Raw genomic sequence first — 19,338 nt, 5'->3', positions numbered from 1 at the left:
CGTGGGGGAAGGCGGGCGGACATGGGCAGGCAGCGTCCGGGTACGCCGACGCTGGAGGAGGTGGCCGCCCGCGCAGGCGTGGGGCGAGGCACCGTCTCAAGGGTCGTCAACAACGCGGCCGGCGTGCGCGACTCGACGCGCCGCGCCGTGCAGCGGGCCATCGCCGAGCTGGGCTACGTGCCGAATCTCGCGGCCCGTTCGCTCGCCGGCCACCGTGCGGACGCCGTCGCGCTGGTGATGACGGAGCCGGACTGGCGGTTGTTCGGGGAGCCGTTCTTCACGGAGATCGTCCACGCCGTCGGCGACGCCCTCACCGACACCCCGTTCCAGCTGCTGCTCACCCTGGTCCGCACGGACACCGAGCGGCGGCGTTTCGTGGAGTACGCGCGCGGCGGCCGGGTCGACGGGGTGCTGCTCATGTCCGTGCACGCCGAGGATCCGCTGCCCGACATGCTCGCCGACGCGGGACTGCCCACCGTCATGCTGGGGCGGCGTTCCGGCGAGGAGTGCGTCACCTACGTCGACGCGGACAACGCGGGCGGTGCGCGCGGCGCGGTGACGTATCTGCTGGACGCCGGCCGGCGCAGGATCGGGGCCATCAGCGGTCCGCTCGACATGTACGTCGCCCAGTGCCGACTGCGCGGCTACCGGGAGGCGCTGGAGCCGGCGGGCGTGGCTGCGGGGGCGTCGCTGGTCGTCGAGGGGAGCGACTTCACCGAGGAGAGCGGGCACCGGGCGATGACCGAGCTGCTGGCCCGGCACCCGGACCTGGACGCGGTCTTCGCCGCCTCGGACACGCTGGCCGCCGGGGCGCTCAACGCGCTGCGCGCCGCGGGCCGACGGGTGCCGCAGGACGTCGCCGTGATCGGCTTCGACGACTTCCACCCGGCCCGGCCCACGGACCCGCCGCTGACGACCGTCCGGCAGCCGCTGGAGGAGATCGGCCGCACGATGGTGCGGCTGCTGCTGGAGGAGATGGAGGACGCCCCGGTCGCCTGGCGGCACGTCATCCTCCGTACCGAGCTGGTAGTCCGGGACTCCGCCTGAGCAACCGGGCCGCCGGGAGCGCTCCCGGAGCGGGACCCCTCCGACCTGCGGCTTCGAGATTCGTTCGACAACTCTGCCGCGCACAGTCTTGTCAGGAACATGAACCGCTTCTACAGTCCCATCAACCGGTAAGTGGGAGCGCTCCCATCAGTGGGGAGTTGGGAGCGCTCCCGCACCGGCCCCCTCCCTCCCCCCACACCCTCCCGGAGAGGCCCCCATGCGAACGTTACGGCCCCAGGCCCGCGCCCCGCGCGGCCTCTTGGCGGCCCTGGGCGCGGTCTTAGCGGCCTTCGCCCTCGTGTCGTCCCTGGTGACAGCCGCCGCGCCCGCCCAGGCGGACACCACGATCTGCGAACCCTTCGGAACGACGACGATCCAGGGCAGGTACGTCGTCCAGAACAACCGCTGGGGCTCCACCGCCACCCAGTGCGTCACGGCCACCGACACCGGCTTCCGGGTCACGCAGGCCGACGGCTCGGCACCGACCAACGGGGCGCCGAAGTCGTACCCGTCGGTCTTCAACGGCTGCCACTACACGAACTGTTCACCGGGCACGGCCCTCCCCGTCCGGCTCGACACCGTCTCCGCGGCGCCGTCCAGCATCTCGTACGGCTTCGTCGACGGCGCCGTCTACAACGCCTCGTACGACATATGGCTGGACCCGACGGCCCGCACCGACGGGGTGAACCAGACCGAGATCATGATCTGGTTCAACAGGGTGGGTCCGATCCAGCCCATCGGCTCACCGGTGGGCACGGCCTCCGTCGGCGGCCGGACCTGGGAGGTGTGGAGCGGCGGCAACGGCTCGAACGACGTGCTGTCGTTCGTGGCACCGTCGGCGATCAGCGGCTGGAGCTTCGACGTCATGGACTTCGTCCGGGCGACCGTCGCGCGCGGACTCGCCGAGAACGACTGGTACCTGACGAGCGTTCAGGCGGGGTTCGAGCCGTGGCAGAACGGCGCCGGACTGGCCGTGAACTCCTTCTCCTCCACCGTCGAGACCGGCACCCCCGGCGGCACCGACCCCGGCGACCCGGGCGGCCCGTCCGCGTGTGCGGTGTCGTACGGCACGAACGTCTGGCAGGACGGCTTCACCGCGGACGTCACCGTCACCAACACGGGCACGGCTCCCGTCGACGGCTGGCAACTCGCCTTCACCCTGCCCTCCGGCCAGCGGATCACCAACGCCTGGAACGCGTCCCTGACGCCCTCCTCGGGCTCCGTCACGGCAACCGGCGCGAGCCACAACGCCCGGATCGCACCGGGCGGCAGCCTGTCATTCGGCTTCCAGGGCACCTACGGCGGCGCGTTCGCCGAGCCGACCGGCTTCCGCCTGAACGGCACCGCCTGCACCACGGTGTAACCGCCCCGCCTCCCCGCCCGTCCGGTCGAAGCGCCCGCCCCGGACGGGCGGGGGTTCCACGGGACGCCCCCACCATTGTCATGAACTGATCATCCAGCCGCTCAGGCACTCATTCAGACACCCGCTCAGACACCCGTCCCGACCCGCTCAGACACCCGCTCAGACATCCCGACCCGCTCAGACACCCGCTCAGACACTCATTCAGACGCTTGTCAGCCCACTCACGCACCGGAACCAGGAGGCCCCTATGGTTCGACGCACCAGACTCCTCACCCTCGCGGCGGTACTGGCCACCCTGCTCGGCTCGCTCGGCGTGACCCTTCTGCTCGGGCAGGGGCGGGCCGAGGCGCACGGCGTGGCGATGATGCCCGGCTCCCGCACCTACCTGTGCCAGCTGGACGCCAAGACCGGCACCGGCGCCCTCGACCCGACGAACCCCGCCTGCCAGGCCGCCCTCGACCAGAGCGGGGCGACGGCCCTGTACAACTGGTTCGCCGTGCTCGACTCCAACGCGGGGGGCCGCGGCGCCGGTTACGTGCCGGACGGCACCCTGTGCAGCGCCGGCGACCGTTCCCCGTACGACTTCTCCGCCTACAACGCCGCCCGCTCGGACTGGCCCCGCACGCACCTGACGTCGGGTGCGACGATCCCGGTGGAATACAGCAACTGGGCGGCCCACCCCGGGGACTTCCGGGTGTACCTGACCAAGCCGGGCTGGTCGCCCACGTCCGAGCTGGGCTGGGACGACCTGGAGCTGATCCAGACGGTGACCAACCCGCCCCAGCAGGGCTCGCCGGGCACCGACGGGGGCCACTACTACTGGGACCTCGCGCTGCCCTCGGGCCGCTCGGGCGACGCGTTGATCTTCATGCAGTGGGTGCGTTCGGACAGCCAGGAGAACTTCTTCTCCTGCTCGGACGTCGTCTTCGACGGCGGCAACGGAGAGGTCACCGGCATCCGCGGTTCCGGAAGCACCCCGGACCCGACACCGACCCCGACGGACCCGACCACCCCGCCCACGCACACCGGCTCGTGCATGGCCGTGTACTCGGTGGAGAACTCCTGGAGCGGCGGCTTCCAGGGGTCGGTCGAGGTGATGAACCACGGCACCGAGCCGCTGAACGGCTGGGCCGTGCAGTGGCAGCCGGGCGGTGGGACCACGCTCGGCGGGGTGTGGAACGGTTCGCTGACCAGCGGCTCCGACGGTACGGTCACGGTCCGCAACGTGGACCACAACCGCGTCGTACCACCGGACGGGAGCGTGACCTTCGGCTTCACCGCCACTTCGACGGGCAATGACTTCCCGGTCGACTCGATCGGCTGCGTGGCACCCTGACGCACACCTCGTAGCACGCCCCGGCGCACGCCACGACGCACGCCGGGAGTGGCGTCGGGACACGCGTCGGCACACGGTCGGCGGGGGCACCAGGGCTCCCGCCGACCTCACGTGCCGGTTACAAATCGCTCAACCTCTGGTTGCGAAGCGGTGAGCGGGCGACGATAGGGCCATGACTCCGGCCCAGCGCGCCTTCGAGCGGCTGCAAGCCTGGCCCGACCTCTCGGCGGGTCCGGCCAGTTGCGGAACCGGACGGGCACTGTGCTCCGTCCGCGACGAGATCGTCCACTTCCACTCGGACCGGGACGTGGACCTCCACCTCACCCACCGGGCCATCCAGCGCTTCCGGTACGACCTGGGCGGCTCCACCGCCATCCGTCTGGTGCCCGGCTCCCGCTGGGTCACCGTGCACCTGGACTGCGACGCGGACGTGGATCTGCTGTTGAGCCTGGTGAGCATCGCCCTGAAGGCCCATCAGTCCCGGCCCCCGGCCGACCTCGCCCCGGGGCCACCGGGGCCGACGGCGCTGTCGGCGCCGCCGGGGTGCAACTTCCACCGGGTCACGGTGCTTCCGCGTGCCGCGGCCGGGGAGGCCTGAGTCCGGCCGCCGCGAGGGCAGCACCGAGCACGCAGAGGACGCCGGTGACGACCACGGCCACGTGCACGCCGTTCATGAACGCCTGCCCGCTGCCCTCCACCACGGCTGCCCGCAGCCCGGCCGGCATCTCGCCGGAGACGGGCGCCACGCCCATGGCCACGGCGTCCCGGGCCTCCTGGAGACCGTGGGCCACGGCCGGGGGCACGCCCGCGCCGGTCAGCTCACCGGTGAGGGTGGCGCCCACCTTGGCGCTGATCAGGGAGACCAGCACGGACGTGCCGAGCGCGCCGCCGATCTGCAGGGTCGTCGCCTGGAGACCGCCCGCCACCCCGCCGTCCCGGACGGGGGCGTTGCCCACGATGGCGTCGGAGGAGGCGGCCATCACCATGCCGACGCCGAGGCCGAGCGCGATGAACGGCGGCCATATCGTGGCGTAGGCGGAGTCGGTCTGCCAGGTGAGCATGCCGAAGCAGGAGGCGGCCTGGAGCAGCATGCCCAGCGGCATGGTCAACCGCGGCCCGAAGCGCTGGGTCAGGGCCGCGCCCAGCGGCGAGGCGACCAGCGAGGCGAGGCTGAGCGGGAGCGTGCGCACGCCCGCCTCGACCGGCGTGAAGCCGCGCACGTTCTGCAGGTAGAGCATGACGAAGAAGATCACGCCGAGCATCACGAAGAAGTTCAGCGCGGTGACGATCGCGCCGATGGTCAGCGCGCGGCTGCGGAACAGGCGCATCGGCAGCAGCGGGTGCTCCACGCGGGTCTCGTACCGGCCGAACACGAGGAGGAGCAGGAGACCGGCGGCCACGGCGCCGAGGGTGCCGGCGGAGGTCCAGCCCCAGGTCTCGCCCTTGACGACGCCGAAGACGACTGCCAGGAGGCCGAGGGCGAGCAGGACGAGCCCGGGTATGTCGAAGCGCTCGCGGCCCGCGGCGTTGCGGCTCTGCGGGAGGACGAGGGCGCCGAAGGCGATGGCGGCGACGCCGATGGGGGCGTTGACGTAGAAGACGGACTCCCAGTCGACGTGCTCCACGAGGAGGCCGCCGACGATGGGCCCGAGGGCCGTGGCGACGGCGGAGACCATGGCCCAGATGCCGACGGCCATCCCGAACTTCTTCGGCGGGAAGACGGAGCGGAGCAGCCCGAGGGTGTTGGGCATCAGCAGTCCGCCGAAGGCGCCTTGGAGGGCGCGGAAGGCGACGACGCCCTCGATCGAACCGGCCAGTCCGATGGCGATCGAGGCGAGGGTGAAGCCCGCGACGCCCACCAGGTAGTAGGTGCGGCGGCCGAAGCGGTCACCGAGCTTGCCGCCCAGGATGAGGGTGGCGGCGAGGGCCAGCAGGTAGGCGTTGGTCACCCACTGGAGCTGGGCGGTGGACGCGTGCAGGTCGCTGCCGATCTCGGGGTTGGCGATGGCGACGACGGAACCGTCGAGCTGGACCATGAACAGGCCGAACGCGACGGCGAGGAGGGTCAGCCACGGGTTGGACCGCAGCCGGCCGGCGGCCCCGGGCGCGGGGGCGGGCTCGGCCGCGGGCACGGCGGGGTGATCCACGGACGTGGAGGGCATGGAGGAGCTTCTCTTCCGGTTTCAGGGGTGGTGCGGGAAGGGAGCGGCGCGCCGCGAGGGCGGGCACACGGGTCAGCGGACGCCGGGGTGGAGATGCCGCGTCAACGCGTCGAGGGCGTCCAGGGCGGAGCCGAGCGCGCCCTGCTGGCCCTCGGTGAGGGAGGTCAGGGCGTGGCGGATGAACGCGGTCTCCAGTTCCCGCACCTCGGAGACCCGCTCACGGGCCGTGGCCGTGAGGTGGAGGTGGGCGACCCGCTTGTCGGCGCTGTCCCGCCGGCGCTCCAGGTCACCCTGCTCGACGAGCTGGGAGACCAGGGCACTGACGTTGTTCGGCTTCATCAGCAGGGCCTCGGCGGCCTCGCGCACCGTGACGCCCTCGTGCTGCGCGACGTACCGCAGCAGGGCGAGCTGCCCCTCGGGGGGCTTGGGGTGCGGGTACCGGGCGGTGACCTGCCGGTCCAGCGCCCGGTACAGCACGGGAAGGCACGCCGCGAGCCCGGAGGCCATGCGGTCGATGTCCCGGCGAGGGGTGCTGGAGTCGGTCACCCGGAGACAATAGATATGGTCGGATAGGTATGTCAAAAGAGGTTTCTGGCGGAGGAGGCGGGAGCCGCCCCGCCAAGGTGCCGCGCAACGCGCTCGCAACGTTCCCCGTGCTGGCATGTGCGGTATGGGCGACACATACGAGGAGACCCCGCGCGTCGAGCTGACCCCCGAGGCGTCCCTACTGCTGCGGCGGCTCCGCGAGGCGCACGGCCCGCTGATGTTCCATCAGTCCGGCGGTTGCTGCGACGGCAGCGCACCCATGTGCTATCCGGCCGGCGAGTTCCGCACCGGCGCCTCGGACATCCTGCTCGGCGAGCTGGCCGTCGACGGCGTCGAGGAACCGGTGGAGTTCTGGATGTCACGCAGCCAGTACGAGGCGTGGCGCCACACCCGGCTGATCGTCGACGTGGTCCCGGGCCGGGGCAGCGGCTTCTCCCTGGAGGCACCCGAGGGAGTGCGCTTCCTCATCCGCTCCCGCGTCGTGGACGTCTAGAACCCTGTCTTCCTTCGGCCGTCAGCTCACCAGGGGCAGGAAGATCGTGTCGACGATCTCCTCGACGACGTCCTCGGGGACCGGCGCGAGGGTCGCGAGGATCTCCTGGCGCAGCAGGTCGAAGGGGAGAGACCTGACGCGCCCGGTGAGCCGTTCCGGCCTGGCCTCGCCGCGGGCGACGGCCCGGTCGTAGACCTCGGCGAGCGCGTCCGCGGACTTCCCGCGCGCCGCGTCGAGCAGCTCGCCGGGGCTGGTGCCGGTCTCCTGGCAGTAGCCGGCCAGGTGCGCGTACATGAGGATGACGAGCTGGGCGTTGGCGGTGCCGATCTCCCGCATGAGGGCGAGGAGGTCCCCCCGCAGGGTTCCCGTGTCGGGGGTGTCGACGCGGGCTTCCTCCAGCACATGGGCGACGGCTGCCCTGGCCAGCTCGTCGCGGTGCGCCCAGCGCCGGTACAGCACCGGCGGGCTGGTGCCGGCGCGCCTGACGACGCCGTCCATGGTGAACCGGGCGTAGCCGCGCTCGGCGAGTTCGCCCCAGGCCGCGTCCAGGAGTGCCTTCTCCAGTGCCGCTCCGCGGCGCCGCTGTGCCATCCGACGCCTCCTTCCAGTGAGAAAGAATTGCCTTTCTTATCCTATCTCCCTACCCTGAGGAGAGTAAGAAAGGATTCTCTATCTTAAGGAGGTGGGGGTTCGTGAGCATCCCCCATGGGGCCGCGTCCGCGGCAGCACGTCCCGATCGCGTCGACCCCGCCGTCCGGCGCATTGGGGCCACCCTCGTCGTGGGCGCGCTCGGAGTCGTCTTCGACACCACCGTCGTCAGCGTCGCGCTGGACGACCTGGCGAAGGCGTTCGACGCCCCGCTGGCCACGGTCCAGTGGGTGAGCACCGGCTACCTGCTGGCGGTGTTCGTCACCATCCCGCTCGCCGTGTGGGCCCAGGCGCGCTTCGGCGGCCGACAGCTGTGGATCGCGGCGCTGGGCGGTTTCCTGCTCGGCTCGGTCCTGAGCGCGCTGGCGTGGAACGCCACGAGTCTGATCGTCTTCCGTGTCGTCCAGGGCCTCGCGGGCGGCATCATGATGCCGCTCATGGCCACGCTGCTCATGCAGGCGGCCAGGGGCAGCCACCCGGGCAGGGTCATGGCGATCATCACGGTGCCCACCGCGCTGGGCCCGATCCTGGGCCCGGTCCTCGGCGGCCTCGTCCTGCATCTGGCCGACTGGCGCTGGATGTTCTTCGTCAACATCCCGTTCTGCGTCGTCGGCGGATGGCTGGCCCTGCGGAACCTCCCCGACGACCGGCCGGAGCCCGGCGGCCCCCGCGGCCGCCTGGACGTCGTCGGCCTGCTCCTGCTCTGCCCGGGCGTCGCCGCCCTGGTCTACGGCCTGTCCCGGGTAGAGGGCGGAGCCGGATCCACCGGCGCCGCGGTCCTCGTGCCGCTGCTCGGCGGACTCGCCCTGGTCGGCGGCTTCACGGCCCGGTCCCTGACCCGTCCCGGCGGTGCCCTGATCGATCTGCGGCTGTTCCGCCACCGCGCGGTGGCCTCCTCCGCCGCCCTGCTCTTCCTGGGCGGCATCGCCCTGTACGGGCCGATGATGCTGCTGCCCCTGTACTTCCAGCAGGTCCGCGGCGAGGACGCCCTCGGCGCCGGGCTCGCGCTCATCCCGCAGGGTGTGGGGGCGCTGCTCGCACGCGCCCTGGCGGGCAGGTACATGGACCGCGTCGGCCCCCGCCGGGTCGCCGTCACCGCGTTCACTCTCGTCGCCGTGGCCACGGTCCCGTTCGCCTTCGTCACCGCCGGCACCGGCGGGGCCGTGCTCATGGCCGCGCTGTTCGTCCGCGGCATCGCGCTCGGCGCCGCCATGATCGCGCCGATGGGCGCCGCCTACGTCGGGCTGCGGCACCAGGAGATCCCGGACGCGGGTGTCATCACCCGCGTCGCCCAGCAGATCGGCGGCTCCGTGGGCATCGCCCTGCTCGCCGTCGTCCTGCAGCACGCCGCTGCCGGCGCCCACGGCCCGAGCGCCCTGGCCGGCGCCTTCGACCGGGCCTTCTGGTGGTCGGCGGTCCTCACCGCTCTTGCCGTCCCGCTGTGCCTGCTGCTGCCCGGCCGACCGGAGCCCCCGCCCCCCGCCCGGACCACGCGGACCGGCGAGGCCGTCGACCCCCGCCGTCCTACGGTCTGAGGCTGCCCACGATGTCCGCCGTGGCGGTCAGTCCGCTGTTGATGGTCGGGGCGATGCTCGTGCTCGCCAGGTAGAAGCCGAGCAGCAGGCACACCAGGGCGTGCGAGACCTTCAGCCCGCCGTTGCGCAAGAAGAGCACCGCCAGGATGGACAGCAAGAGCACCACAGAGATGGAAACGGCCATCGTCAACCTCCTCCGCCACGTCCACTTCGCGGCGTTCGGCCGTAAGTGTGGCGTAGCGGAGGGTTCGTCCGGGCGGCTGACCTGTCCTCCGAACGAGTGGTGTTGAGACGCTTCCTACGCGTCCCGGTGCGCGTCGAGGAACGCTTCGAGGCCCGCGAGGTCGTCGGTGTTGAGGTGGTCGACACCGGCGGCGAGCAGTTCGGCCCACACGGCGTCCCGCGCCGGACCCGCCGCATCCGGCGTGGCCCAGAAGCGCACTCGCTGCCCGCGCGCGTGCGCCGCGCCCACGATGTCCCGCAGCCTGCGCCGCTCGGCGGCCGGGAAGGTGCCGACGCCCTGCCAGGTGAAGTTGAGCGTCCAGTTGTCGCTGATCAGCGGGACGAACGAGGCCGGTGCCACGGTGCCGAGGTCGGTGAGGCGGCCGTCGTAGAAGGCGCGGCGGCTGCGCTGGGCCGCCATCGGCGCACGGGCCGCCCGATCCCCGGAGACGACGGCCGTGACGGCGCCCGGGAAGACCCGCCCGTGGGCGTAGGAGGTGAACAGGTGCTTGTAGCGGCGCAGTCGGCGGTCGAGTTCGAGGTAGGTCGCCTCACCCTCGGTCTTGATGTCGATCAGGAGTTGCAGGGAGCCGCGGTCCCGTCGGTAGACCCGGCCGTGGTGCGCGCGGACGCGGGCGGCGAGCGGGTCGAGGTAGAGCGACTCCAGGGTGCGGGACGGGTCGAGGTCCTCGGGGTCGTGGGCGACCAGGAGTTGGCCGCCGACCAGGTAGATGTCGGCCTCGACGCTGCCGAAGCGGTGGTCGAGGGCGTCGAGGAGGGGCCGGGGGTGCTCGTAGTCGTTGTGGGCGTGCGCACGCCACAGCGGGCGCGGTCCGTGCCCGCCCTGGGACGCCAGCGCGGTACCGGCGGGCAGGGCGACCGCGCCCGCGAGGGCGGCGCCGAGAGTGGTGAGGGCTCTGCGTCGGGTGGTGAGGGCCATGCTCTGCCTCCCTGGAAGTGCCGTACGGGACGCCTGTGAGTATGGGGTCCCGACGGCCCCGGGGAGCAGAGCCGTGCGGTGAGTTGGCCGGACCGCCGCCGGTCGTTCACTTCGGTCGTTCACCTCACCGGAGCGGGCCACCGGGCGCACTCGCGCGCGGGCGGGTGCGTCAGGGTGCCCGCAGGTCGACCAGTTCGGCCAGCGCCGCGCGGTGGGTGCCCGGCGCTCCGTAGGCGATCGAGTCGGCCTTGGCCCGCTTGAGGTACAGGTGGACCGGGTGTTCCCAGGTCATGCCGATGCCGCCGTGCAGTTGCAGCGCCTCCTCGGCGGCGTGCACGGCGACCTGGGCCGCGTACGCCTGGGCCACGGCGACGGCCACGTCGGTGTCCGCGCCGGTCGCCAGGGCGTCGGCCGCGTTCCGGGCCGCGGCGCGCAGGCCGGCCACCTCCAGCCACAGCCGGGACAGCCGGTGCTTGAGCGCCTGGAAGCCGCCGACCTGGCGGTTGAACTGCTTGCGTTCCTTGAGGTGGCGGACCGTCTCGGTCAGCAACCAGTCGGCCAGGCCCAGCTGTTCGGCGGCGAGCAGCCCGGCACCGGCCCGCAGGGCACGGCGTACGGCCGGTTCCGCGTCACCGAGGCGACGCCCCGGGGCGCCGTCGAGGGTCACGCGCGCCAGCGGCCGGGTGGAGTCGAGCGACACCTGCCCGGTGACCGCGGCGTCCGCGGCGGCGACCGCATACAGGCCCCCGTCGTCCGCGGGCACGAGCAGCACGTCGGCGACGGACGCGTCGGCGATGCCGGTCAGTTCCCCGTGCAGCGCGCCCCCTTCGAGCCGCACCCGCGGGGCGGCGCCGCCCGGTGCGACGTGCAGCCCGACGGCGAGCACGGCGACGGTGGTGGCGGACGCCAGCTCGCCGAGCAGGTCGTCCGCCCCGCAGGCAAGCAGCGCCTCGGTGGCGACGACGGCGCTCGTCAGGTACGGCACCGGTGCGACCGCGCGGCCCAGTTCCTCCAGGACCACGGCGGCTTCGCGGTGGGTGGCGCCCTGCCCGCCCAGTTCCTCCGGGATCAGCAGGCCGGCGAGGCCCATCGAGCCGGCGAGGGCCTTCCACAGCGACACGTCGTGGCGGGCGGCCGACTCGGTGCGGGTGATGACGCCCGCCGGGTCGCAGTGGTCGGTGAGCAGGTCCCGGACGGCGGCGCGCAGCGCCTCTTCCTCCTCCGAGAGGAGCAGGGCGGGTTCCGGCTGTGCGCTCATCGGGCGAGGTCCTTCCATGCGACGTCCTTGTCGGTGCGCGGCTCGGCGGGCAGGCCGAGGACGCGCTCGGCGACGATGTTCAGCAGGACCTCGCTGGTCCCGCCCTCGATGCTGTTGCCCTTGGACCGCAGGTAGCGGTATCCGGCGTCGCGGCCGGTGAAGTCGACCAGTTCGGGGCGGCGCATGGTCCAGTCGTCGTAGAGCAGGCCCTCCGCGCCGAGGAGTTCCACCTCCAGACCGCTGATCTCCTGGTTGAGCCGGGCGAAGTTCAGCTTCATGCCGGCGCCCTCGGGGCCGGGCTGCCCGGCCGCCAGTTGCTGGCGCAGGCGTACACCGGTGAGGCGGGCGACCTCGGCCTCGACCCACAGGCCGAGCAGCCGCTGGTGCAGGTCGTGGGTGCGCAGTTCGGGGCGTTCCCGCCAGGTCTCGGCGATCTTGCCGATCATGCCGCCCTCGCGGGGGATCGGCGTGCCGCCGATGGCGACGCGTTCGTTGTTCAGCGTGGTCTGCGCGACCCGCCAGCCGTCGCCGACCTCGCCGAGCCGGCGGGAGTCGGGGATGCGGACGTCGGTGAGGAACACCTCGTTGAACTCGGCCTCGCCGGTGATCTGGCGCAGCGGCCGCACCTCGACGCCGGGGTCGGTCATGTCGCACACGAAGTAGGTGATGCCCCGGTGCTTGGGCACGTCCGGGTCGGTGCGGGCGATGAGGATGGCCCAGCGGGCGAGGTGCGCGCTGGAGGTCCACACCTTCTGCCCGTTGACGACCCAGTCCTCGCCGTCCCGTACCGCGCGCGTGCCGAGAGCGGCCAGGTCGGATCCGGCGCCCGGCTCGCTGAAGAGCTGGCACCAGACCTCCTCGCCGGTCCACAGCGGGCGCAGCAGCCGGCGCTTCTGCTCCTCGGTGCCGTACTGGAGGATGGTCGGGGCGGCCATGCCGAGGCCGATGCCGATGCGGCGGGGGTCGTTGTCGGGGGCGCCCGCGGCCGCCAGCTCGGCGTCCACGACGGCCTGGAGGGCGCGTGGGGCACCGAGGCCGCCGAGCCCCTGCGGGTAGTGCACCCAGGCCAGTCCGGCGTCGAAGCGGGCCCGGAGGAAGTCCAGGCGGTCCGTGTCGGCCGGTGGGTGCGCGGCGAGCAACTCGCGCGTACGGTCGCGCAGTTCCGCTGCGTCGGTCATGCGGCGGCTCCCTTGTCCAGGTTCTCCGGTACGACGGCCAGGCGGCCGGTCGTCCTGCCGTCGGCGACGCGCTGCACGGCGTCGGCGGCGTCGGCGAGCGGCACCCGCTCGCTCACCAGCGGCTTGATCGCGCCCCGCGCCGCCAGCTCGGTGAGCTGCTCGTGGCAGTGCCGGACCAGCTTCGGGTCCTTGGTGTTGTACAGGCCCCAGTGCAGGCCGAGGATCGCGTAGTTCTTCACCAGCGCGTGGTTGAGTGCCGGGCTGGGGATCGTGCCGCTGGCGAAGCCGACGACGACGATCCGGCCCTCGAAGGCGACGACCTTGGCGGACTGGGCGTAGGCCTGGCCGCCCACGGGGTCGTAGATCACGTCGGCGCCCCGGCCGCCGGTGGCCTCCTTCACGGCCGCGACGACGTCCTCGGCATGCCGGTCGACGACCACGTCGCAGCCCAGCTCGCGGGCGACGGCCGCCTTCTGCGAGCCGCCGACGACGCCGATCACGGTGGCGCCGGCCGCCTTGCCGAGCTGCACGGCGGCGCTGCCGACGCCGCCCGCCGCGGCGTGGACGAGCAGGGTCTCGCCGGCTTCCAGCCGGGCCCGGCGGTGCAGGCCGAACCAGCCGGTCTGGTAGCCGATGTGCAGAGCGGCCGCCTCGGCGTCGTCCAGGGAGTCCGGCGCGGGCAGCAGGGCCCGGGCGTCGGCGAGGGCGTACTCGGCGAAGCCGCCGTGCGGCAGCGCGGGGTTGGCGATGACGCGGCGCCCCTCCTCGGTCTCGCCGCAGATCTCCACGCCCGGCGTGAACGGCAGCGGCGGCCGGACCTGGTACTGCCCGCGGCACATCAGGGCGTCCGGGAAGTTGATGTTCGCGGCGCGGACCCTCAGCAGGACCTGACCCTCGCCGGGCGTCGGCGGCGCCACGTCCGCGAGGCGCATCACCTCGCCCGGCTCGCCGTTCTCGTGCACCTGCCATGCCTGCATGCGGGGCCTCCACCGACTGCGTCGTCCGACCGGGTCCTCCGCATACTAAGCGGTCGCTTGCCGATCAGGGAACAGGGTGCGGGGTCACGCCTGCGCGGGCCGCGCCCGTACGTGCATCCGCTCCCCCTGCGGGCCGAAGAGGCTGAGGAACTCGGCCGGCCCCTCCCCCGTCGACCCGAACCAGTGCGGCACCCGCGTGTCGAACTCCGCGGCCTCCCCCGCCGACAGCACCACGTCGTGCTCGCCGAGCACGAGCCGCAGCCGCCCCGAGAGGACGTACAGCCACTCGTACCCCTCGTGGGTGCGCGGGTCCGGCTCCTCCCGGCGCTGGGGCTCCAGCACCTTGAACGCCTGGAGGCCGCCCGCCTGGCGGGTGAGCGGCCAGTGGGTGCGGCCGTGGCGCACTACGGGCCTGGCACGCACCCGGGGGTCGCCGACCGGTGGCGCGCCGACCAGTTCGTCCAGCGGCACCTGGTGGGCCCGGGCGATCGGCAGCAGCAGTTCGAGGCTCGGTCTGCGCAGGCCCGACTCCAGCCGCGACAGGGTGCTCACCGAGATGCCGGTCGCCTCGGACAGCGCGGCCAGGGTCACCTCCCGCTCCTTGCGCACCTGGCGGAGCCTCGGCCCGACACCGGCGAGGACGTCGTCTGGGGTCGTCATGCATTTATTGCAGTTCCGGCAAACATATTTGTCAATACCGTGGGATCCGAGCGACCTTCTACGTGGAGGTGGTCACCATGACCCAGAACACGAACCTGAAGGATCCGAAGGACCCGTCCGGGAGGTACGACGTGGTGGTCGTCGGCGGCGGCGCGGCCGGGCTCTCCGCCGCGCTCGTCCTGGGCCGCTCCCGGCTGCGCACCCTGGTGGTCGACGCCGGTGAGCCGCGCAACGCGCCCTCGGACCACATGCAGGGCTACCTGACCCGGGACGGCATGTCCCCCGCCGAGTTCCTGGCCCTCGGCCGGGAGGAGATCGCCCGCTACGGGGTGGACCTGGTCCGCGACCGCGCGGTGGACGTGTCCAGGGACGGAGACTTCGCGGTGGAGCTGGCCGGCGGGGACACCGTGCACGCCCGCCGGCTGATCGTCACCACCGGTCTCAGGGACGAGCTGCCGGCCGTGCCCGGGGTCGCCGAGCGGTACGGCCGGGACGTGCTGCACTGCCCGTTCTGCCACGGCTGGGAGGTGCGGGACGAACGCTTCGGCGTCCTGGCCTCGAGCCCGCTCAGCGTGCACCAGGCCCTGATGGTGTCCGGCTGGTCGGACGACGTGACGCTCTTCCTGCACACGGTCGCCGAGCGGGAGCTGTCCGACGACGACCTGCGTCGGCTCGCCGCGGCCGGGGTCAAGGTGGTGCCCGGCGAGGTGGCCGCCCTGCGGGTCGAGGACGACCGGCTGACCGGGGTGCGGCTGGCGGACGGCACGGCGCACGACCGCACGGTGGTGTTCGTCGCCCCGAAGGCGGTGCCGCAGACCGGCCTGATGGAGCGGCTGGGGGCGGAGTTGCAGGAGACGCCGTTCGGCGCCTACCCCGTGGTGGACCCGACGGGCCGGACCAGCGTGCCGGGCGTGTGGACCGCGGGCAACGCGATGGGCTTCGCCGAGCAGGTCGTCCACGCGGCCAGCGGCGGGTACCGCGCGGCGTCGGCGGTCGTCGGCGACCTGATCATGTCGGACCTGGACGCCGCCCTCGCGGAGTGAGGGCACCGCGGAGCACCCGGGAAGGGCGTACGCGGACGCGCGCGGACGCCGCGGGGTGTACGCCCGCCCGCTCCGGTGCACCATGACTGCATGCTGCTTGCCCGGTTGGCCCAGGTGTCCCGGGAGGTCGCGGCCACGTCGGCGCGGTCCCGGAAGACCGTCCTGCTCGCGGAGCTGTTCCGTGAGGCGGAGGCGGCGGACGTGCCGGTCGTCATCCCGTACCTGGCGGGACGGCTCCCGCAGGGCCGGATCGGCGTCGGCTGGAAGGTGCTGAGCCGCCGCGTGCCGCCCGCGGACGCACCGACCCTGACCGTACGTGACGTGGACGCCCGTCTCACCCGGGTCGGCGCGGTCTCCGGCGCCGGTTCGCAGGCCGAGCGGACCCGGCTGGTCGGCGAGCTGATGGGCGCCGCCACGGAGGACGAGCAGCGCTTCCTGATCGGGCTGCTCACCGGGGAGGTCCGCCAGGGCGCCCTGGACGCGGCCGCCGTCGAGGGCCTGGCCGCGGCGACGGACGCTCCCCCGGCGGACGTGCGGCGGGCGGTGATGCTCGCGGGGTCGCTCCAGACCGTGGCCGAAGCCCTGCTGGCCGACGGACCCGGCGCCCTCGACCGGTTCCGGCTCACCGTGGGGCAGCCGGTGCTGCCGATGCTGGCGCACAGCGCGTCCTCGGTCGCCGAGGCGGTCGGCAAACTGGGCGCCGCCGCGGTGGAGGAGAAGCTGGACGGCATCCGCGTCCAGGTGCACCGGGACGGCGGCACCGTGCGGATCTACACCCGCACGCTGGACGACATCACCGACCGGCTCCCGGAGGTCACCGACGCGGCCCTCGCGCTGCCCGGCGAACGGTTCATCCTGGACGGCGAGGCGATCTCCCTCGACGCGGGCGGCCGCCCCCGGTCCTTCCAGGAGACCGCCGGCCGGGTGGGCTCCCGCACCGACGTGGCCACGGCCGCGCGGGCGGTCCCGGTCTCCGCGGTCTTCTTCGACGTACTCTCCGTCGACGGCCGCGACCTGCTCGACCTGCCGCTGACCCAACGGCACGCGGAGCTGGCGCGGCTGGTCCCCGAGCCCCTGCGGGTACGGCGCACTCTGGTGCACGGCCCCGAGGACACCGGTGCGGCGGAGGAGTTCCTCGCCCGGACGCTGGCGCGCGGGCACGAGGGCGTCGTCGTCAAGGGGCTCGACGCCGCCTACAGCGCGGGACGGCGCGGCGCGTCCTGGCTGAAGGTCAAGCCGGTCCACACGCTCGACCTGGTGGTGCTGGCCGCCGAGTGGGGCCACGGCCGCCGCACCGGCAAGCTCTCCAACCTCCACCTGGGCGCCCGCACCGCCGACGGCTCCTTCGCGATGCTCGGCAAGACCTTCAAGGGCATGACCGACGCGCTGCTGACCTGGCAGACCGAGCGCCTGAAGGAGCTGGCCGTGGAGGAGCACGGCTGGGGCGTGACCGTACGCCCCGAGCTCGTCGTCGAGATCGCCTACGACGGCCTCCAGCGCTCCACCCGCTACCCGGCCGGCGTCACCCTCCGCTTCGCGCGCGTGGTCCGCTACCGCGAGGACAAACGCCCCGAGGACGCGGACACCGTGGACACCCTGCTCGCCGCCCACCCCGGGGTGGCCCCGTGAGGCGCAGCGCGGGCCTGCTGCTGCACCGGCGCGCTCCCGGCGGGGGGCTCCAGGTGCTCCTCGGCCACATGGGCGGCCCGTTCTACAGCCGCCGGGACGCCGGGGCGTGGACCGTCCCCAAGGGCGAGTACGACTCCGGGGAGCCGGCCTGGGAGGCGGCCCGGCGGGAGTTCGAGGAGGAGCTGGGGCTGCCGCCGCCCGAGGGCGAGGCCGTCCCGCTCGGCGAGGTGCGCCAAGCGGGCGGGAAGCTCGTCACGGTCTGGGCCGTGGCGGCCGACCTCGATCCGGCGACGGTCGTGCCCGGCACCTTCCGCATGGAGTGGCCGCCGAGGTCGGGGCGGACCGAGGAGTTCCCCGAACTGGACCGGGTGGCGTGGTTCGGCCTCGACCGGGCCCGCGAGGTGATCGTGAAGGCGCAGGCCGCGTTTCTCGACCGGCTGGCTGAGCACTCGCACTGACGAGAGGCGACGACGGACGGCGGCTTCCGGACGCGCGGCGGACCGCGGCACCCACCTGCGGGACCCGTCCGCGTTGCGGCACCCCGCGCCGCGCGCCAAGGTCGAAGCACGAAGGCACCCAGGGAGGTCGGCCATGCCCATCGCGACGGTGAACCCGGCGAACGGCGAGACGCTCAGGACGTACGAGGCCATGGGCGAGGAGGAGATCGAGCGCCGGATCGAGCTCGCGGAGGCCACCTTCCGCACCTACCGGACCACGGGGTTCTACGAGCGGGCCGGGCTGATGCGCCGCGCCGCCGACCTTCTCGAGGCCGATCAGAAGGAGATCGGGAAAGTCATCACCACGGAGATGGGCAAGCCGGTGAAGCAGGCCCGCGCGGAGGCGGCCAAGTGCGCCAAGGCGATGCGCTGGTACGCCGACCACGCGGCGGAGCTGCTGGCCGACGAGGAGCCCGCCGAGGCCGACGTGAAGGACTCCGGCGCCTCCCGGGCCCTGGTCCGCTACCGGCCGCTCGGCCCGGTGCTCGCGGTGATGCCGTGGAACTTCCCGCTCTGGCAGGTGATCAGGTTCGCGGCGCCCGCGCTGATGGCGGGCAACGTCGGGCTGCTCAAGCACGCCTCGAACGTGCCGCAGACCGCCCTCTACCTGGAGGACCTGTTCCACCGGGCGGGCTTCCCCGAGGGCTGCTTCCAGACGCTCCTCATCGGTTCCGCCCAGGTCGACGACGTCCTGCGCGACGAACGGGTACGGGCCGCCACCCTCACCGGCAGCGAACCCGCGGGCCGCGCGGTGGCCGCCACGGCCGGGGAGATGATCAAGAAGACGGTGCTCGAGCTGGGCGGCAGCGACCCGTTCGTCGTCATGCCGTCCGCCGACGTCGAACGGGCCGCGGAGGTGGCGGTGACCGCGCGCACCCAGAACGCCGGTCAGTCGTGCATCGCCGCCAAGCGGTTCATCGTGCACACGGACGTCTACGACGCCTTCGCCCAGCGCTTCACCGAGGGCATGCGGGCGCTGAAGGTCGGCGACCCGATGGACGAGGAGACCGAGGTCGGCCCGCTCTCCAGCGAGCAGGGCCTGAACGACCTGGTGGAGCTGGTCGACGACGCGGTGCGCGGCGGCGCGAGCGTGCTGTGCGGCGGCGAACGTCCGGACGGGCCCGGCTGGTACTACCCGCCGACCGTCCTGGCGGACGTCACCCGCGAGCTGCGCATCCACCGCGAGGAGGCCTTCGGACCGGTCGCCACGCTCTACCGGGCGGCCGACCTGGACGAGGCGGTGCTGATCGCCAACGACACGGACTTCGGGCTCAGTTCGAACGTGTGGACGCGCGACGACGCGGACGTGGACCGTTTCGTCCGGGACCTGGAGGCGGGCGGCGTGTACGTGAACGGGATGACGGCGTCCCACCCGGCGTTCCCGTTCGGCGGGGTCAAGCGGTCGGGCTACGGGCGTGAGCTGTCCGGGCACGGAATCCGCGAGTTCTGCAACATCACCACCGTATGGCACGGAGCGTGAGCCTTCCGCGACTACGATCCCCTTTGTGAACCGCGAAGTGACCCTGCCTCTGATCGTCGACGACCGCGGCACGCTCCAGGTCGCCGCGTCCGACGTGAGCAAGCTGCTGCGCACGGTCGGCGGGCGGTGGCTGCGGCTGGTGGAGACCGGCGAGGAGAGCCTGGACGAGGACACCGTCGCGGCCCTCACCATCGAGCTGGCCAAGCTGGCCGACCGGATCGACGTGGCGTGCATCGCCCACAGCAGCGGCCCCTCCTCCTGACGCCTGCCGCCCAGCTCCCCGGGACGGAGTAACCCGGCGGGAGATCACCGCCCCGGTGAGTG

General features: G+C 73.0%; 20 protein-coding genes. 11 read left to right on the top strand and 9 right to left on the bottom strand.

Translation table 11 applies throughout. From position 1 onward, the window contains the following. Nucleotides 1-21: 21 nt before the first annotated feature. The 4 genes from R2E43_RS32545 (at nucleotide 22) to R2E43_RS32530 (ending at nucleotide 4,344) form a co-directional block, all read left to right on the top strand. A complete protein-coding gene (locus R2E43_RS32545; protein WP_011027638.1) occupies nucleotides 22-1,047 on the top strand; it encodes a LacI family DNA-binding transcriptional regulator in 1,026 nt (341 codons plus the stop codon). 217 nt (nucleotides 1,048-1,264) lie between these two features. Next, nucleotides 1,265-2,410, top strand: coding sequence for a GH12 family glycosyl hydrolase domain-containing protein (locus R2E43_RS32540; RefSeq protein WP_011027639.1), 1,146 nt, complete (start codon nucleotides 1,265-1,267; stop codon nucleotides 2,408-2,410). Between the two features lie 247 nt (nucleotides 2,411-2,657). Beyond that, nucleotides 2,658-3,746 carry a lytic polysaccharide monooxygenase auxiliary activity family 9 protein gene (locus R2E43_RS32535; RefSeq protein ID WP_121709152.1) on the top strand — a complete coding sequence of 363 codons (1,089 nt, stop codon included), beginning with the start codon at nucleotides 2,658-2,660 and terminating at the stop codon, nucleotides 3,744-3,746. A gap of 172 nt (nucleotides 3,747-3,918) precedes the next feature. After that, nucleotides 3,919-4,344 carry a luciferase domain-containing protein gene (locus R2E43_RS32530; RefSeq protein WP_003977642.1) on the top strand — a complete coding sequence of 142 codons (426 nt, stop codon included), beginning with the start codon at nucleotides 3,919-3,921 and terminating at the stop codon, nucleotides 4,342-4,344. Here the strand turns inward: R2E43_RS32530 and R2E43_RS32525 are convergent. Together R2E43_RS32525 and R2E43_RS32520 are read right to left on the bottom strand one after the other, a co-directional pair. Next, nucleotides 4,307-5,908 carry an MFS transporter gene (locus R2E43_RS32525; protein ID WP_189282855.1) on the bottom strand — a complete coding sequence of 534 codons (1,602 nt, stop codon included), beginning with the start codon at nucleotides 5,906-5,908 and terminating at the stop codon, nucleotides 4,307-4,309. The genes R2E43_RS32530 and R2E43_RS32525 overlap by 38 nt on opposite strands. Before the next feature lie 72 nt (nucleotides 5,909-5,980). Then, a complete protein-coding gene (locus R2E43_RS32520) occupies nucleotides 5,981-6,454 on the bottom strand; it encodes a MarR family winged helix-turn-helix transcriptional regulator (protein WP_003977640.1) in 474 nt (157 codons plus the stop codon). Between the two features lie 124 nt (nucleotides 6,455-6,578). On the opposite strand from R2E43_RS32520, the gene R2E43_RS32515 reads away from it, so the two are divergent. After that, nucleotides 6,579-6,947: a DUF779 domain-containing protein gene (locus R2E43_RS32515; RefSeq protein ID WP_003977639.1), complete on the top strand. Its 369-nt coding sequence runs from the start codon at nucleotides 6,579-6,581 to the stop codon at nucleotides 6,945-6,947. Between the two features lie 21 nt (nucleotides 6,948-6,968). Here R2E43_RS32515 and R2E43_RS32510 read toward each other — a convergent pair whose 3' ends face one another. Further along, entirely contained in the window at nucleotides 6,969-7,538 is a 570-nt protein-coding gene (locus R2E43_RS32510) for a TetR/AcrR family transcriptional regulator (RefSeq protein WP_003977638.1), read from the bottom strand. Between the two features lie 101 nt (nucleotides 7,539-7,639). On the opposite strand from R2E43_RS32510, the gene R2E43_RS32505 reads away from it, so the two are divergent. Then, nucleotides 7,640-9,130 (top strand): MDR family MFS transporter, encoded by a 1,491-nt coding sequence (locus R2E43_RS32505; RefSeq protein ID WP_332056797.1) that lies wholly within the window; start codon nucleotides 7,640-7,642, stop codon nucleotides 9,128-9,130. On the opposite strand, the gene R2E43_RS32500 is transcribed toward R2E43_RS32505, so the two are convergent. The 6 genes from R2E43_RS32500 to R2E43_RS32475 all read right to left on the bottom strand — a co-directional run bounded on the left by R2E43_RS32500 (nucleotide 9,120) and on the right by R2E43_RS32475 (nucleotide 14,365). Continuing rightward, entirely contained in the window at nucleotides 9,120-9,314 is a 195-nt protein-coding gene (locus R2E43_RS32500; protein ID WP_003977636.1) for a hypothetical protein, read from the bottom strand. The genes R2E43_RS32505 and R2E43_RS32500 overlap by 11 nt on opposite strands. A 114-nt stretch (nucleotides 9,315-9,428) precedes the next feature. Then, nucleotides 9,429-10,292 (bottom strand): phosphatidylinositol-specific phospholipase C/glycerophosphodiester phosphodiesterase family protein, encoded by an 864-nt coding sequence (locus tag R2E43_RS32495; RefSeq protein ID WP_332056796.1) that lies wholly within the window; start codon nucleotides 10,290-10,292, stop codon nucleotides 9,429-9,431. Nucleotides 10,293-10,461: 169 nt separating this feature from the next. Next, nucleotides 10,462-11,550 (bottom strand): acyl-CoA dehydrogenase family protein, encoded by a 1,089-nt coding sequence (locus tag R2E43_RS32490; RefSeq protein WP_011027646.1) that lies wholly within the window; start codon nucleotides 11,548-11,550, stop codon nucleotides 10,462-10,464. After that, nucleotides 11,547-12,728: an acyl-CoA dehydrogenase gene (locus R2E43_RS32485; protein WP_003977633.1), complete on the bottom strand. Its 1,182-nt coding sequence runs from the start codon at nucleotides 12,726-12,728 to the stop codon at nucleotides 11,547-11,549. Before R2E43_RS32485 ends, R2E43_RS32490 begins: the two co-directional genes overlap by 4 nt. Next, complete coding sequence (locus R2E43_RS32480; RefSeq protein ID WP_003977632.1) at nucleotides 12,725-13,705, bottom strand: NADPH:quinone oxidoreductase family protein; 981 nt, start codon at nucleotides 13,703-13,705, stop codon at nucleotides 12,725-12,727. The genes R2E43_RS32485 and R2E43_RS32480 overlap by 4 nt, the downstream gene beginning before the upstream one ends. An 84-nt stretch (nucleotides 13,706-13,789) precedes the next feature. Continuing rightward, nucleotides 13,790-14,365 (bottom strand): helix-turn-helix domain-containing protein, encoded by a 576-nt coding sequence (locus R2E43_RS32475; protein ID WP_003977631.1) that lies wholly within the window; start codon nucleotides 14,363-14,365, stop codon nucleotides 13,790-13,792. Between the two features lie 77 nt (nucleotides 14,366-14,442). Between R2E43_RS32475 and R2E43_RS32470 the strand changes: the two genes are divergently transcribed. The 5 genes from R2E43_RS32470 (at nucleotide 14,443) to R2E43_RS32450 (ending at nucleotide 19,276) form a co-directional block, all read left to right on the top strand. Further along, a complete protein-coding gene (locus R2E43_RS32470; protein ID WP_193484695.1) occupies nucleotides 14,443-15,408 on the top strand; it encodes an NAD(P)/FAD-dependent oxidoreductase in 966 nt (321 codons plus the stop codon). A 90-nt stretch (nucleotides 15,409-15,498) separates the two neighbouring features. Continuing rightward, nucleotides 15,499-17,037 carry an ATP-dependent DNA ligase gene (locus R2E43_RS32465; RefSeq protein WP_136208558.1) on the top strand — a complete coding sequence of 513 codons (1,539 nt, stop codon included), beginning with the start codon at nucleotides 15,499-15,501 and terminating at the stop codon, nucleotides 17,035-17,037. Beyond that, entirely contained in the window at nucleotides 17,034-17,495 is a 462-nt protein-coding gene (locus tag R2E43_RS32460; RefSeq protein WP_003977628.1) for an NUDIX domain-containing protein, read from the top strand. Before R2E43_RS32465 ends, R2E43_RS32460 begins: the two co-directional genes overlap by 4 nt. 133 nt (nucleotides 17,496-17,628) lie before the next feature. After that, a complete protein-coding gene (locus R2E43_RS32455; RefSeq protein ID WP_030866118.1) occupies nucleotides 17,629-19,014 on the top strand; it encodes an NADP-dependent succinic semialdehyde dehydrogenase in 1,386 nt (461 codons plus the stop codon). A gap of 25 nt (nucleotides 19,015-19,039) precedes the next feature. Continuing rightward, nucleotides 19,040-19,276: a DUF6213 family protein gene (locus tag R2E43_RS32450; RefSeq protein ID WP_003977626.1), complete on the top strand. Its 237-nt coding sequence runs from the start codon at nucleotides 19,040-19,042 to the stop codon at nucleotides 19,274-19,276. The last annotated feature ends 62 nt before the right edge of the window (nucleotides 19,277-19,338 follow it).

This window comes from Streptomyces violaceoruber, assembly GCF_033406955.1.
In the GTDB taxonomy this organism is placed as follows: Bacteria; Actinomycetota; Actinomycetes; order Streptomycetales; family Streptomycetaceae; genus Streptomyces; species Streptomyces violaceoruber.
The sequence above is the reverse complement of the archived record's forward strand: the minus strand, read 5'-3'. Positions and strand labels throughout refer to the sequence as shown.

Bases quoted from the DNA above. Each gene is read 5' to 3' on its own strand.
- R2E43_RS32545 (WP_011027638.1), top strand. From the start codon at position 22: ATGGGCAGGCAGCGTCCGGGTACGCCGACGCTGGAGGAGGTGGCCGCC.
- R2E43_RS32540 (WP_011027639.1), top strand. From the start codon at position 1,265: ATGCGAACGTTACGGCCCCAGGCCCGCGCCCCGCGCGGCCTCTTGGCG.
- R2E43_RS32535 (WP_121709152.1), top strand. From the start codon at position 2,658: ATGGTTCGACGCACCAGACTCCTCACCCTCGCGGCGGTACTGGCCACC.
- R2E43_RS32530 (WP_003977642.1), top strand. From the start codon at position 3,919: ATGACTCCGGCCCAGCGCGCCTTCGAGCGGCTGCAAGCCTGGCCCGAC.
- R2E43_RS32525 (WP_189282855.1), bottom strand. From the start codon at position 5,908: ATGCCCTCCACGTCCGTGGATCACCCCGCCGTGCCCGCGGCCGAGCCC.
- R2E43_RS32515 (WP_003977639.1), top strand. From the start codon at position 6,579: ATGGGCGACACATACGAGGAGACCCCGCGCGTCGAGCTGACCCCCGAG.
- R2E43_RS32510 (WP_003977638.1), bottom strand. From the start codon at position 7,538: ATGGCACAGCGGCGCCGCGGAGCGGCACTGGAGAAGGCACTCCTGGAC.
- R2E43_RS32500 (WP_003977636.1), bottom strand. From the start codon at position 9,314: ATGGCCGTTTCCATCTCTGTGGTGCTCTTGCTGTCCATCCTGGCGGTG.
- R2E43_RS32495 (WP_332056796.1), bottom strand. From the start codon at position 10,292: ATGGCCCTCACCACCCGACGCAGAGCCCTCACCACTCTCGGCGCCGCC.
- R2E43_RS32490 (WP_011027646.1), bottom strand. From the start codon at position 11,550: ATGAGCGCACAGCCGGAACCCGCCCTGCTCCTCTCGGAGGAGGAAGAG.
- R2E43_RS32485 (WP_003977633.1), bottom strand. From the start codon at position 12,728: ATGACCGACGCAGCGGAACTGCGCGACCGTACGCGCGAGTTGCTCGCC.
- R2E43_RS32480 (WP_003977632.1), bottom strand. From the start codon at position 13,705: ATGCAGGCATGGCAGGTGCACGAGAACGGCGAGCCGGGCGAGGTGATG.
- R2E43_RS32475 (WP_003977631.1), bottom strand. From the start codon at position 14,365: ATGACGACCCCAGACGACGTCCTCGCCGGTGTCGGGCCGAGGCTCCGC.
- R2E43_RS32470 (WP_193484695.1), top strand. From the start codon at position 14,443: ATGACCCAGAACACGAACCTGAAGGATCCGAAGGACCCGTCCGGGAGG.
- R2E43_RS32465 (WP_136208558.1), top strand. From the start codon at position 15,499: ATGCTGCTTGCCCGGTTGGCCCAGGTGTCCCGGGAGGTCGCGGCCACG.
- R2E43_RS32455 (WP_030866118.1), top strand. From the start codon at position 17,629: ATGCCCATCGCGACGGTGAACCCGGCGAACGGCGAGACGCTCAGGACG.